This is a genomic window from Planotetraspora phitsanulokensis (assembly GCF_016863295.1).
GTDB lineage: Bacteria > Actinomycetota > Actinomycetes > Streptosporangiales > Streptosporangiaceae > Planotetraspora > Planotetraspora phitsanulokensis.
Map to the genome: position 1 here is coordinate 121,793 of NZ_BOOP01000025.1, position 13,756 is coordinate 135,548.

A 13,756-nucleotide genomic window follows, 5' to 3' on the forward strand; every position below is an offset into this window, starting at 1 on the left:
GGGCGAGCCGTACCCTGAGGGCATGCCGCGCTACGACTACCGCTGCCGCGCCTGCGGATCGACGTTCGAGCTCAACCGGCCGATGGCCGAGGCCAACGCCCCGGCGGCCTGCCCGTCGGGACACGACGACACCGTGAAACTGCTGTCCACGGTCGCGGTCACCGGGACGGCCGCCGCCGCTCCCCGCGCCGCGTCGGGCGGCGGTTGTTGCGGCGGCGGCTGCTGCGGCTAACCCCGCGCTGCGATCATCCGCGGGCTGCGATCAGCCCCGCGCTGCGATCACTCGCGGGCTGCGATCAGCCCCGCGCTGCGATCACTCGCGGGCTGCGATCAGCCACGCGCTGAGGCCGGCCTCTCGGTGCGATCACTCGCGGGCTGCGGCCGGCCTCGCGCGCCCTCAGGCCGCCGCGCGGCGCTGGAACGGCAGATAGCGCTCGGCCAGATGCGGCCGGGCCGGCACGTCCGTCGGCTCGACCGAGACGATCCGGTCGAAACGGAAGGCCCGGATTCCCCGGCGCATCCGGCACCAGCCCACCAGATACCAGTGATCACGGTGGACCAGGCAGGTCACCGGCTCGACATCGCGGACGGTGAGCCGGCCTGCGGCGTCGAGGTACTGCAGGCGGATCACCAGCCGTGCGGTGATCGCGTTCGCCACGGCCCTGGCGCGCCGGGCGACGTCGGGCGGCAGCGGCGTGGTGAGGGTCGACAGGGTGGTCGCGATGACGTCGTCGTCCAGGTCGAGGTGCTCGAACGCGTGACGGAGCCCGCGACGGGCGGTCACGGACTGCGGCCCTGCCCCCAGATGAGCGAGGGACAGGGCCAGTGCGGCGAGCTCAGCGGTCGTCAGCGGTGCCGGGTGCCTTGTGACGTTGGCCATACCTTGACGATAACGTCCAGGACCGACATTTTTCCGAACGGATTATCGCAATCCGGCTATCGAGACAGCTGTGAAATGTCGCGGGAGGCTCCGGTGGAGGCCGAGGTCGTCATGGCCGCGTACGCCTGCAACGCCACCGACACCGGACGGTTCCGGTCGCGCGGGCGGTAGCCGCCGAGGTCGGCCAGCAGCTTCTCCCTGCGTGCGGCGAGCACGTCGTCGGCCACCTTCAGCTCCATGGAGCGGGCCGGGATGTCGATCTCGATGGTGTCGCCGTCCTCCACCAGGGCGATCAGGCCGCCCTCGGCCGCCTCGGGGGAGGCGTGGCCGATGGACAGGCCGGACGTCCCGCCGGAGAACCGGCCATCCGTGACCAGGGCGCACGCCTTGCCGAGGCCCTTGCCCTTGAGGAAGCTCGTCGGGTAGAGCATCTCCTGCATGCCGGGGCCGCCCTTGGGCCCCTCGTAGCGGATGACGACCACGTCGCCGGCCTTGACCCTGCCGCCGAGGATGCCGTCGACGGCGTCCTCCTGGGACTCGAACACGACGGCGGGACCCGAGAAGCGCCAGATCGACTCGTCGACGCCGGCCGTCTTCACGATCGCGCCGTCGGGGGCGATGTTGCCGTACAGCACGGCCAGGCCGCCGTCACGGGTGTAGGCGTGCTCGGCGTCGCGGATGCAGCCGTCGGCCCGGTCGAGGTCGAGCGAGTCCCACCGGGCGTCCTGTGAGTAGGCCTTCACCGTGCGGACGTTGCCGGGGGCCGCGTGCCACAGCTCCATCGCCTCGTCGGTGACCTCGGGCGACTTGGGATCCCACGCGGACAGGTAGTCGCCGAGAGAGTCGGAGTGGATGTTGTGCACGTCGCGCTGCAGGAGCCCCGCCCGGTCGAGCTCGCCCAGGATCGCGGGGATGCCGCCCGCGCGGTGCACGTCCTCGACGTGGTACTTCGCGGTCGCCGGCGCGACCTTGCACAGGCACGGCACGCGCAGCGAGACCTCGTTGATCTCCTTGAGGCCGAAGTCGACCCCCGCCTCCCTGGCGGCCGCGAGCAGGTGGAGGATCGTGTTGGTCGAGCCGCCCATCGCGACGTCGAGGGCCATGGCGTTCTCGAAGGCGTCGCGGGTGGCGATGTTCTTCGGCAGGACCGACTCGTCGTCCTGCTCGTAGTAGCGCTTGGTGATCTCGACCACCGTGCGGCCGGCCTCTTCGAAGAGCGCCTTGCGGGCGGTGTGGGTGGCCAGGGTGGTCCCGTTGCCGGGCAGGGCCAGGCCGATCGCCTCGGTGAGGCAGTTCATCGAGTTGGCGGTGAACATCCCGCTGCAGGACCCGCAGGTCGGGCAGGCGTTCTCCTCCATCTCCAGCAGTTCGGCGTCGGACACGCTGTCGTCGGCCGCGGCGATCATCGGGTCGATCAGGTCGAGCTTGCGGCCGGGGGTCTTGCCGGCCTCCATGGGACCGCCGGAGACGAAGACCGTCGGGATGTTCAGCCGGAAGGCGGCGAGCAACATGCCGGGCGTGATCTTGTCGCAGTTCGAGATGCAGATCAGGGCGTCCGCGCAGTGCGCGTTGACCATGTACTCGACCGCGTCCGCGATCAGCTCGCGGGACGGCAGCGAGTAGAGCATGCCGCCGTGGCCCATCGCGATGCCGTCGTCGACCGCGATCGTGTTGAACTCGCGCGGGATCGCCCCGGCCTCGCGGACCGCCGCGGCCACCACGTCGCCCACCTCGCGCAGGTGCACGTGGCCGGGGACGAACTGGGTGAAGCTGTTGGCCACCGCGATGATCGGTTTGCCGAAGTCGCCGCCCGCTACGCCCGTCGCCCGGAGCAGCGCCCGGGCACCGGCCATGTTCCTGCCGTGTGTGACCGTACGAGACCTGAGGGCGGGCATGGCCTGACTCCCATCAGAAGACTATGAGTCTTCAAATGGTACGGCTCTCGCCCGACTGCTGAGACCTCGCGTCCACTACTCGGGATAGCGCGGGGGAAGCACCCGGTCGGCGGCCCGGTAGATCGACTCGACCTCCGCCGTCGTGAGCGACCGCTCCCGCTTGGTGATCCACTTGCGGACCAGGCTGCCGGAGAAGACGTCGACCTCGCGGATGTTGAGGATCCGCCACGGGATCGCCGGGCCGTAGATCGCGAGCGACGGGACGACCGTGACCTCCCGGCCGAGGGCCTTGCTGATCAGGTCGCTGGCCTGGGAGGCCTCCCACCGGGCCTCGTCGAGCCTGGGCTTGCGGTTGAACGGCCCGTGGAAGAGCTTGCGATGCGACTGCACCCGGACCGGTAGCCTCCGGTCCCATTTCTCGGAGTCCACCGCGTACACGCCCGTCGGGCCGACGACCAGATGGTCGATCTGGGCCTCGCTGCCCGGGATGGCGCGCGCGTGCAGGGTCCGGTAACCGCTCCGCTCCAGCTTCTTGAGCTGGCCCTCCGTGCGCCGCTCCGCCGCGGAGGCACGCCTCCATGCGGGGATCGAGGAGACGGTCCTGGCCCGGTAGACGGTGTCGGCGATGGCCGCGAGGATCGCGACGGTGACGCCGATCCGCCAGCTCGTCAGCAGAACACCCGTGACGATTCCGGCACCGGCCGCGATCAGCACACGCAGGCGCAGGTGACGGTAACGGGGATGCTGAAGCAGGCTCTTGACGGACGCGCGCTCAACGGGCGCGTAGGTAGACGCTGGAGCGTCAGGTGCTGTCGGGGCTCGCTCCGACGTGTGGTCACTGACCCAGATGGGTGACGTATCGTGACCGTCTTCTGGCGCTAGACCGGTATCCACATCACTCACCGTAGTTGAGGCGTCGGCGGGTGCCTAGTGTTGGTTGGTTCATACTTTTGTGGCCTGCTTGAGCTGATTCGCGGCTGTCCAAGCCGGGTATCTTCTCTAGATATCTTGGCCTCTTCGGCCTACCGTTCAGTAGCGTGGCGCACATTCATGATCTTACCGCCCTCGAGCAGGCGGCAGCCGTACGAACGCGGGAACTGTCCCCCGTAGAGATCACCGAGCACTATCTGGAGCGCGCCGGACGGCTCGACCGCGCCGTGGGCGCATTCGTCACCCTGACCGCCGACCGGGCACTCGACCAGGCGCGCGAACAGGAGGCGCGGATCGCGGGCGAGGACGCCGCCGGCCTGCCGCCCCTGCTCGGGGTCCCGGTGCCCATCAAGGACCTCAACTTCGTGAAGGACGTGCCGATCCACTTCGGCTCGGCGACGTACGACGGGTTCGTCGCGCCGGTCGACGACAGCGTGGTCGAGCGCCTTCGGGACGCGGGCACGATCATGCTGGGCAAGACCAGCACGCCGGAGTTCGGGCTGCCCTGCTACACGGAGACCTACGTGAGCGAGCCCGCGCGCACGCCCTGGGATCTGTCGAGATCCGCGGGCGGATCCAGCGGGGGAGCGGCGGCGGCCGTCGCGTCCGGGCTCGCCCCCGCCGCCCAGGGCAGCGACGGCGCGGGCTCGATCCGCATCCCCGCGTCACTGTGCGGCCTTTACGGCATCAAGCCGACGCGGGGCCGGATCTCGTACGCGCCGATCGTCCCCGACCTCGCGGGGTTGTCCACCAACGGGCCGATCACGAGGAACGTGGCCGACGCCGCGGCCCTGCTCGACGCGATGGCGCACAACAACCCCGGGGACCTCTATTGGGCGCCGCCGCCGGCGCTGGGGTCGTTCTCGGCCTACGTGGGCAGGGACCCGGGCCGCCTTCGGATCGCCCGCTACGCCATCCCCGCGGTTCCGGGCGCGCGGGTCGACCCCGACGTGCTCGCGGCCTACGAGAGCGCCTCGGCCGTGCTCGAGTCGCTCGGCCACGAGGTCGAGGAGATCACGCCGCCCTTCGGCGAGGAGATGGTGCCGGAGTTCGAGAAGTTGTGGTTCGCCTTCGCCTGCATGCACCCGGTCTCCAAGGAGATGGAGCCGAAGCTGCGCCCGCTGACCGCGTGGCTGCGCGAGCGCGGCAACGCCGTCCCCGCGCCGGTCTTCCTCCAGGCGCAGTCGGCGCTGCAGACGGCCACCCGGTTCGCGTCGCTGGTCACCGACCTGTACGACGCCGTGCTGACTCCGACGGTCACCCGGCTGCCCGTGCCGGTGGGCTGGTTCGAGGACGTCGACTCCCCGGAGGAGACCTTCGAGCGGATGAAGGGCTTCGCGCCCTTCGCAGCGATGTACAACGTCAGCGGCCAGCCGGCCGTCAACCTCCCGCTCTATTGGACGCCGGACGGCCTGCCCGTCGGCGTGATGCTCGGGGGGCGCTTCGGCGACGAAGGCACACTCATCTCGCTGTCCGCCCAGGTCGAGGCGTCCGTCGGAGGCTTCTGGGGCGACCGGAGGCCTCCGGTCTGGTGACGGAGGCGGCGGGCGGCCTCCGTCTGGGGACGGGGGCCGTACGCGCCGTCATCGCCGGACCAGGCTCACGAGGTGGTCCGACAGGTCGGCCAGCAGGACGCCCGGGACCACGGGGGAGCCGGCGACGGCCGAGATGAGGCTGGGCAGCCCGGGCAGCGGGAAGCCGTCGTCCGTCACTGCCTGGTGCCCGACGGGATTCTTGTCCAGGGCCGTACGGCTGCGCCCCCACGCGTCGAGGACCTCCTCGGCGGAGGGGACGCCGAACCCGTGGCCGACGGGCGCGGCGTGGCGGAGCCGTACGAGCGGGCTCTGGGCAAAGGCGAGCGCCACACGGCAGCGGAGCGTCAGGTCATCGGGGTCCGGCACCCAGGACAGGGCGGAGCAGGGGTTGCCGCACCGGGCCGCGCACGTCGCGAGGGCGCCGGCCACCTGGCTGTGCTGCCGGTCGAGATACGCCCGCCAGCCGGTCCCCGGCTCGGCCGCCACGCGGAGCGTCCGCTCCGCCGCCGACTGCTCGGCCTTGGTGTGCCGGCAGGTTCGGTCGCCGATCGCCCCGAACCGGCTCTCCGGTCCGTTCAAGGCCTCCGGCCAGCGGGCCGGGTCGCCCCCGTGGCCGAGGGCGGGCTCGAACGCCAGCAGCGGCAGATATTCGCTGGCGATGTGGACGGCCGCGATCATGGCGCTGAGCTCGCGGCGGGCCCAGCGGATCTCGATCACCTCGAGGAGCAGCGCGTACGCGGGGCGCATGGATTCCAGCGCCCCGCGCGGCTGCTCCTTCGGCGTCTGCGGCATGTGGCAGTCGCTCGCGCGCCGGCGCAGATCGGCCGGCACAGCCCGTGGGTCGACGTCGGCGGTGAAGTCCTCGGCGTCCAGGGTCAGCAGCAGCCTGCCGAATTCGCAGACCGAGTTCACCAGGGATGCCGTCTCCGGGTCCTTCAGCACCGCCGGGGCGAGGGCTCCGACGTCGCCGAAGGAGTACCGCCGAGCCAGGGCGACCAGCAGGTCCCGTGCCGAGTCCACCGGCGGCCCCTCAGGCCGGGCCGAGCCGGGTGACCGCCGCGCGAGCCAGGGCGATCATCGGGTCCGGAGGCGGCGGCCCGTCGGGCGTCGACACGGCGATGGTGAAGGTGCCGTTGTCGTTCGTGGCCGACACGACGCCCGGGTAGAGCATCGCCTGCCTGCCCACTCCGGGGACGGGCTTGCCCTCGGCCCGCGTCAGCATGTGCCCGAGGACCATCAGGTAACGGGAGCGCTTGCCGGACGCGGCGTGGACGTCGACCGTCCAGCCCGACCCCGTGTACCGGCACGAACTGACGTGGAACCAGGCGGGGGCGAGAGGGGTGCCGTCGTACGGCCCTGCCGAGCCGACGTCGATGCCCAGCGCGCTCTTGAGGTCGGCGGGCGTCACGAGATCGGCCGGCCGGACGTCGCCCTCGCGGACGGGGGCCCCGGACCGGGAGGAGGTGTCGGACCGCTCGAAGAGCTTGACCTGGCCGAGATGCTCGGGCGCGTTGACCAGGTGCTCGCCGGTGTCGTTGTAGGCGGTGCCGCGGGCGCGGGCGGGTTCGAGGACCTCGACCTTCCTGATCCAGCCCATCCGCTTGCCGGCGACGGCTCTCACGAGGTCCCCCTCGTTGAGAGGTCCGTACAGCTCGGAGGGGAGGCCGTAGGCGAGGACCTCCCGGGCCCGGCCCTCGTCGATGGCGCAGTAGTACGTGAGGTTCGAGGGGCTGTCGCCGCTCGACTCCCCGAACGTCCGCAGCCGGACGATCTGACCCTGGATGACGGTGTTCCCGGAGTAATCGATGATCGTGTAGATGATCGGCAGCGCGGCGATGATCCCGCCGACCAGTATCGGCGTGGGCGTGAGGAGCGCCTGCGGCCAGTAATCGAAACTCGTGGCGACGAGCAGGATGATGAACACCCAGACGCCGATCATCATGCCCGCGAGCAGGCCTTGGCCGATCATCGTCAGCGGCTTGCGGCCCCAGAACCTGCGCGAGCGATAGCGCACGTGGACGGGGTGCCACATGCCGCCGTAGTCGGACCAGGCACGGCTGTCGTCGGCGGGCGTGGTGATCGGCAGGCTCGTCACGGCGCGGGGCGCGAGGCCGAGAGCCGCGGCGTAGGCGAGGTGCCGGCCCCAGATCGTGACGGACGCGGCGGGCTGCTCGCCGAAGCGCCCAGTGGCGGCGAGGTGATCCCGCACGCCGAGCCATCGGCCCGCGAGCTCGGCGCCGCGCTTGGTGCCGCGCTCGCCGTTGAGCTTGCTCATCAGGCCGGCGAGCACGAGGAAGCAGAAGAACCCCACCGCGACGCCGGGACTGCCCTCCTCGTCGGAGACGTTGGACCCGAAGCCGGAGACCTCTGCCGCGATCCCGGCCAGCACGGCGACGGCGACCGCCGTCGTGGTGAGGAGCGCGGCCTGCGCCCTGCTCCAGCGGGGACGGGACAGGCCCTGGGCGCGGGCCTCGACGATCACCTTCTTGCGGAAGCTCTTCCACCAGCGGGAGATGTCGCGCGAGCCCTCGGCGAGGGCGCCGGTCGCGACGACGCCGTCGACGGCGAGCGAGCGGACGTGTTCGTAGACGAGCCGCTCGTAGGCGTTGAGGTCGCCGGGGTCGCGGCGGAGCCGTACGAGCGAGAGCTCCGGGCCGATCTCCTCGATGGCGAGCGCGCCCTTCGCGGCGAGGTCGAGCACGGTGGCGGAGGCGGCCTCGTTGGTCAGCCGCCAGTCTCCGGTGAGCAGGTCGACGATGGCGGGGGATTCCTCGCCCAGAGCTCCGGTGGCCGGCGCGGCCTTGACCTCCGGGGTCCGCGTCGCCGTGGCGAACGCGAGCAGAAGCAGCAGCCACAGTCCGACGGCCGCGGCTGCGGCGATCCACATGGTCATGGTTAGAACCGCACCTGGACCGAGCCGAGCTCCTCGTCGGGAACCTGGAAGTAGACCCTCTCGGAGAACCCGGTCATGCCCGCGACGATGTTGGCGGGGACGGTCTGGATGGCGTTGTTGTAGCTCAGGACCGCGTCGTTGTAGTACTGCCGCGAGTAGGCGATCCGGTTCTCCGTGGTCGCCAGCTCTTCCTGGAGTTCGGCGAAGTTGTGGCTGGCCTTGAGGTCGGGATAGGCCTCCGCGACCGCGAACAGGCTCTTCAGCGCGCCGGAGAGCGCGTTTTCGGCCACGGCCCGCTCGGCCGGGCCCTGCGCGTTGACGGCCATCGCCCGCGCGGCGGTCACGGCCTCGATGGTCTGCCGCTCATGGGCCGCGTAGCCCTTCACGGTCTCGACCAGGTTGGGGATCAGGTCGTAGCGGCGCTTGAGCTGCACTTCGATCTGCGCCCAGGCGTTGTCCACGGCGTTGCGGCTGCGGACGAGGCGGTTGTAATGAGAAACGATCATCACGGCCAGCACGGCCACGATGGCGACGACGACGATCAAGGTGATCATGGGAGGCCTCCTGGAGGGACGGTAGACCGAGAACTTCTGTGCTGTAAACGATCGCTATGTCATCGTGTGGAGCTTGCATCCGGCTTGCGCGGGGCTTTCACGCCGAAGGCCACGGTGCGAAACCGTGGCCTTCGACGTCGCTGCGGAGTTTGAGCGGGTGCGTCACCCGGCGGCGGCGTCCCTCTCCCTGGCCCGCAGGGCCCGGTTCACGCCGTCCGCGCCCTCCAGCAACAGCCTGCGCAAGGCGTTCGGAGACTGCGCGGAGTCGATGTGGTCCCGGGTCTTGGTCACCGTGTCCGGGCTGATCAGCAGCGCCGGGTAGCAGCCGACGACGAAGTTCTGCGCCGAGTCGAAGGTCCACTCCGCCCAGATGCGCTCCACGTCGTCCAGGAACCTGTCACCGTACGGCTCGAGCAGCTCGACGTGGCTGGGGTCCATGAACCCGAGGATCGTCGAGCGGAGCACGGCGCCGCTCAGCCGGCCTCCGGTGATGGCGGCCCACGTTTCGGCCTTGGCCTCGGGCGTGGGGATCGCGGCCCGGCTGAGCGCCGCGGAGCGCTCGCCGGTGGCCGTGGCGTCCCGGGCGAGCTCGGCGTCGATGTCGGCCGCGCCGAGCACTCCGCCGGAGACCAGCGCGTGGGTCAGCGTCCAGCGCAGGTCGGTGTCGACGGCCAGCCCCTCGGGCACCCCGGTGCCGTCGAGGATCGCGCCCACGAAGGCCAGGTCGTCCGCCGACGTCGCGATCGCGGTGAAGGCGTTGACGTAGGCGAGCTGGTGGTCCGACCCCGGCTCCGCGGCGGCGATCAGGTTCCGCAGCGCGGCGGCCAGCTGGGCGAGGCCGGTGGCCCGCCACGCGGGGTCGGCGTACTGCTGGACCGCGAGACGCGCCTGGCGGAGCACGGCCTGCACGACCGTGATGTCCCGCACGGAGTCGATGCCCGAGATCACCAGCGCGACGTAGTCACGCGTGGCCATCTCGGCGTCGCGGGTCATGTCCCAGGCCGCCGACCAGCACAGGGCGCGGGGCAGCGACTCGGTGAACGCCGCGATGCCGCCGTTCACCAGCGTGGCCAGCGACCGGGGGTCGAGCCGGACCTTCGCGTAGGTCAGGTCGTCGTCGTTGACGAGCACGAGGTCGGGCTGGACCTCGCCGACGAGCTCGGTGACCGCCGTCCGGGCGCCGACGATGTCGAGCTCGACCCGGCGGGTGCGGGTCAGGACGCCGCTGTCCAGCGAGTAGAGGCCGACCGCGATCCGGTGCGAGCGCAGCGTCGGGTGCTCCTGCGGAGCCTCCTGGAGCACATCGAAGGTCAGGAAGCGGCCCTCGTCGTCGGTGGTGAACGACGGGCGCAGCGTGTTGACCCAGGAGGTCTCCAGCCACTCCTTCGACCAGGACGACAGGTCGCGGCCCGACGTCCGCTCGAGCGCGGAGAGCAGGTCCTGCAGGGTGGTGTTGCCCCAGGCGTGCTCGTTGAAGTAGTCGCGGACGCCGGCGAGGAAGTTCTCCAGCCCCACGTACGCCACGAGCTGCTTGAGGACGGAGGCGCCCTTGGCGTAGGTGATGCCGTCGAAGTTGACCTCGACGGCGTGCATGTCGGGGATGTCCGCCGCGATCGGGTGCGTGGAGGGCAGCTGGTCCTGCCGGTACGCCCACGCCTTCTCGACGTTCGCGAACGTGGTCCACGCGCCCTGGCCCCAGCGCGTGGCCTCGGCCTGGCAGAGCACCGACATGTAGGTGGCGAACGACTCGTTCAGCCACAGGTCGTCCCACCAGCGCATGGTGACCAGGTCGCCGAACCACATGTGGGCCATCTCGTGCAGGATCGTCTCGGCACGGCGCTCCACGACGGCGTCGGTCACGCGCGACCGGAAGACGTAGTCCTCGAGGAACGTCACGGCGCCCGCGTTCTCCATGGCGCCCGCGTTGAACTCCGGCACGAAGAGCTGGTCGTACTTCCCGAACGGGTAGCGCAGCCCGAACACCCGGTGGAAGAAGTCGAAGCCCTGCTTGGTGACCTCGAAGATGTTGTCCGCGTCGAGGTGCTCGGCGAGCGAGCGCCGCACGTACACCCCGAGCGGGATGCCGTCGTGCTCGTCGCGGACCACGGAATACGGTCCCGCGATCAGGGCGGTGATGTAGGTCGACATGACCGGCGTCGCCGGGAAGTGCCAGCGGCGCGAGGCCTGGAGGGTGCCGTGCCGGCCGTGGTGCTCCTCGAGCGCGTCGACCGAGTCGGGCGCGGCGTTGGACACGACCTCCCACTCGGCCGGGGCGAGCACGGTCAGCTCGAAGGTGGCCTTGAGGTCGGGCTGGTCGAAACAGGCGTACATCCGGTGGGCGTCCGCCGTCTCGAACTGGCTGTGCAGGTAGACCTGCTGGTCGACCGGGTCGACGAAACGGTGGAGTCCCTCGCCGGTACGCATGTAGGACGCGTCGGCGTCGATCCGCAGCTCGTTGTGCTCGGCGAGGCCGGGCAGCGGGATCCGCCCCTTGTCCTCGTCGTAGCTCGCCGGGTCGAGGGCCACGCCGTTCAACACGACCTTGCGAACATGCGCCCCGTGCAGGTCGATGAAGGTGTCGGCCCCCGGCCTGCTGGAGGTGAAGTGGACGGTCGTGATGCTCTCGAACCGGTCCTCCCCCTCGGTGAGGTCGAGCTCGACCTCATATGACTGGACCGTCAGCAGCCGGGCTCGCTCCCGGGCCTCTTCACGCGTCAGATTGCCTGCCACACCTGCTCCTTGTGAACCACATCGCCCCGATCCCCTACGCCCCGTCGCGAGAGGGTTGCCTGAATCCTGCCATGCCACGCTGACAACCCGGGATTCAAGACGTCCCCTACCTGGAATATCAGGAGGCCGTAGCCCGGTTGACAGAGTCAGTGGAACGTCATTCTGGTTGATGAGAGGGTGGCACAGTGTCCGAGCGAACGCGCGCCGATTTCTGGTTCGACCCCTCGTGCCCCTGGGCGTGGATCACCTCACGGTGGATCCTCGAGGTGGAGAAGGTCCGCCCCGTCGAGGTCCACTGGCACATCATGAGCCTGGCCGTTCTCAACGAGGACGAGGACAAGGCCGTCTCCCCGGAGTACCGCGAGCGCTCGAAGAGGACCCTCGGCCCGGTGCGTGTGCTCGCGGCCGCGGCGCACAAGCACGGTGACCGGGTGCTCGGCGATCTCTACACCGCACTCGGCACCCGCTTCCACGACGAGGGCAGGCCGCGTGACCGCGAGACGATCGAGGACGCGCTCGCCGCGGCCGGGCTCGACCGGAGCCTCGCCGACGCCCTCGACTCCGACGAGCACGACGAGGCGATCCGGGCCTCGCACGCGGAGGGAATCGGGCTGGTCGGCCAGGACGTCGGGACCCCGGTGATCGCGGTGAACGGCGCGGCGTTCTTCGGGCCGGTGGTCTCGCCCATCCCGCGCGGCGACGCGGCCGGTCGGCTGTGGGACGGCGTCCTGCTCGTCTCCGGAACCGACGGCTTCTTCGAACTGAAGCGGTCTCGGACGAGAAATCCCGTGTTCGGCTGACTGGCGGAAGTGGACCTTGTGGAGTAACACTTTGCACAAGGGTCCGCGCCTGCGCTGAACGTGACCGGCATGCGCGTCCCGACCCCTCGCGATATGACAGCCGCCGCGCAAGGATGAGGTTCATGCGTCACCTTTATGTGAATGGAGCCTGGATTCCATCGGCTTCGGGCGAGGGCGTCGACGTGGTAAATCCGGCGACCGAAGAGGTCGTCGACACGGTCCCCGCCGGCTGGCCGGGTGACGTCGACGGGGCGGTGAATGCGGCCCGCGCGGCCTTCCCCGCCTGGTCCGGCACGGCTCCCGCCGAGCGCGCCAAGTTCCTGTCCGCCGCCGCTGCGCTGCTGGAGGAACGGGCCAAGGACGTCGCCGCGACGATCGCGGCGGACATGGGCTCGCCGTTCGGCTTCGCGCTGAAGGTGCAGACGCTGATGCCCGCCGGGGTGCTGGCCTCCTACGCCGACCTCGCGGAGAGCTACGCCTTCGACGCCGGGCAGGTGGGCAACTCGCGGGTCGTCAGGGAGCCCGTGGGCGTGGTCGGCGCGATCACCCCGTGGAACTACCCGCTCCACCAGGTGATCTGCAAGGTCGCCCCGGCCCTCGCGGCCGGCTGCACGGTGGTGCTCAAGCCGAGCGAGGTGGCCCCCCTCGCCGCCTACGCCCTGGCCGACATCTTCCACGAGGTAGGCCTGCCGCCGGGCGTCTTCAACATGGTGAGCGGTCACGGGCAGGTGGTCGGCGAGGCCATCGCCTCCCACCCCGGCGTCGACATGGTCTCGTTCACCGGCTCGACCCGCGCGGGCAGGCGCGTGGCCGCGCTCGCGGCGCAGACGGTCAAGCGGGTCGCGCTCGAACTCGGCGGCAAGTCGGCGAACGTGATCCTGCCCGACGCCGACATGGAGACCGCCGTCAAGGCGGGCGTCGCCAACGCCTTCATCAACGCCGGGCAGACGTGTTCCGCGTGGAGCCGAATGCTCGTCCACTGGGACCAGTACGACGACGCCGTACGGCTCGCCGTCGAGATCGCCCGCGGGTACGCGCCGGGTGACCCCCTGGCCGAGGGCACGCGCATGGGGCCGCTCGTGTCCGCCATGCAGCGCGACCGGGTGATCCGCTACATCAACCTGGGCCAGGAGGAAGGCGCCCGGCTCGTGCTCGGCGGCACGGACAACCCCCTCGACCGGGGGTACTACGTCGAACCGACGATCTTCGCCGGTGTCTCGCCCGGCATGTCGATCGAGCAGGAGGAGATCTTCGGGCCGGTGCTCGCCGTCGTGCCCTTCGCCACGGAGGACGAGGCCGTCTCGATCGCCAACGGCACGCCGTACGGCCTGGCGGGCGCGGTGTGGGCGGGCAGCGAGGACAGGGCGGTGTCCGTGGCGCGGCGCCTGCGGACCGGCCAGGTGCACGTCAACGGCGGCCGGTTCAACCCGCTGGCGCCCTTCGGCGGTTACAAGCAGTCAGGCGTCGGCCGGGAGCTCGGCGAGTTCGGCCTGGAGGAATACCTGGAGGTCAAGGCCCTCCACATGTGACCGCGGGCCT

General features: G+C 70.6%; 11 protein-coding genes. 4 read left to right on the plus strand and 7 right to left on the minus strand.

Annotated features, from left to right (window positions below):
• Nucleotides 1-22 precede the first annotated feature (22 nt).
• Nucleotides 23-232, plus strand: a complete 210-nt coding sequence (locus Pph01_RS26760) for an FmdB family zinc ribbon protein (protein WP_203885551.1) — start codon at nucleotides 23-25, stop codon at nucleotides 230-232.
• 165 nt (nucleotides 233-397) lie between these two features.
• Here the strand turns inward: Pph01_RS26760 and Pph01_RS26765 are convergent, their stop codons facing one another.
• From Pph01_RS26765 to Pph01_RS26775, 3 genes are all read right to left on the minus strand, one after another.
• Nucleotides 398-880, minus strand: a complete 483-nt coding sequence (locus Pph01_RS26765; RefSeq protein WP_204075929.1) for a helix-turn-helix transcriptional regulator — start codon at nucleotides 878-880, stop codon at nucleotides 398-400.
• Between the two features lie 56 nt (nucleotides 881-936).
• Complete coding sequence (gene ilvD / locus Pph01_RS26770; protein WP_204075930.1) at nucleotides 937-2,775, minus strand: dihydroxy-acid dehydratase; 1,839 nt, start codon at nucleotides 2,773-2,775, stop codon at nucleotides 937-939.
• A 75-nt stretch (nucleotides 2,776-2,850) separates the two neighbouring features.
• Entirely contained in the window at nucleotides 2,851-3,489 is a 639-nt protein-coding gene (locus Pph01_RS26775) for a nuclease-related domain-containing protein (protein WP_239117037.1), read from the minus strand.
• A 323-nt stretch (nucleotides 3,490-3,812) separates the two neighbouring features.
• Here Pph01_RS26775 and Pph01_RS26780 point away from each other — a divergent pair, with 323 nt between their 5' ends.
• The gene (locus Pph01_RS26780; protein WP_204075932.1) at nucleotides 3,813-5,240 is read left to right on the plus strand and encodes an amidase; all 1,428 of its coding nucleotides are present in this window, start codon (nucleotides 3,813-3,815) and stop codon (nucleotides 5,238-5,240) included.
• Between the two features lie 48 nt (nucleotides 5,241-5,288).
• On the opposite strand, the gene Pph01_RS26785 is transcribed toward Pph01_RS26780, so the two are convergent.
• The 4 genes from Pph01_RS26785 to pepN all read right to left on the minus strand — a co-directional run bounded on the left by Pph01_RS26785 (nucleotide 5,289) and on the right by pepN (nucleotide 11,417).
• A complete protein-coding gene (locus Pph01_RS26785; RefSeq protein ID WP_204075933.1) occupies nucleotides 5,289-6,260 on the minus strand; it encodes a hypothetical protein in 972 nt (323 codons plus the stop codon).
• A 10-nt stretch (nucleotides 6,261-6,270) separates the two neighbouring features.
• Nucleotides 6,271-8,133 carry a DUF2207 family protein gene (locus Pph01_RS26790; protein ID WP_204075934.1) on the minus strand — a complete coding sequence of 621 codons (1,863 nt, stop codon included), beginning with the start codon at nucleotides 8,131-8,133 and terminating at the stop codon, nucleotides 6,271-6,273.
• A gap of 2 nt (nucleotides 8,134-8,135) precedes the next feature.
• Entirely contained in the window at nucleotides 8,136-8,687 is a 552-nt protein-coding gene (locus tag Pph01_RS26795; RefSeq protein WP_204075935.1) for a LemA family protein, read from the minus strand.
• A gap of 162 nt (nucleotides 8,688-8,849) precedes the next feature.
• Nucleotides 8,850-11,417 carry an aminopeptidase N gene (gene pepN, locus Pph01_RS26800; RefSeq protein ID WP_204075936.1) on the minus strand — a complete coding sequence of 856 codons (2,568 nt, stop codon included), beginning with the start codon at nucleotides 11,415-11,417 and terminating at the stop codon, nucleotides 8,850-8,852.
• A gap of 185 nt (nucleotides 11,418-11,602) precedes the next feature.
• Between pepN and Pph01_RS26805 the strand changes: the two genes are divergently transcribed.
• The gene (locus tag Pph01_RS26805; protein ID WP_204075937.1) at nucleotides 11,603-12,217 is read left to right on the plus strand and encodes a DsbA family oxidoreductase; all 615 of its coding nucleotides are present in this window, start codon (nucleotides 11,603-11,605) and stop codon (nucleotides 12,215-12,217) included.
• Between the two features lie 122 nt (nucleotides 12,218-12,339).
• A complete protein-coding gene (locus tag Pph01_RS26810) occupies nucleotides 12,340-13,746 on the plus strand; it encodes an aldehyde dehydrogenase family protein (RefSeq protein ID WP_204075938.1) in 1,407 nt (468 codons plus the stop codon).
• The last annotated feature ends 10 nt before the right edge of the window (nucleotides 13,747-13,756 follow it).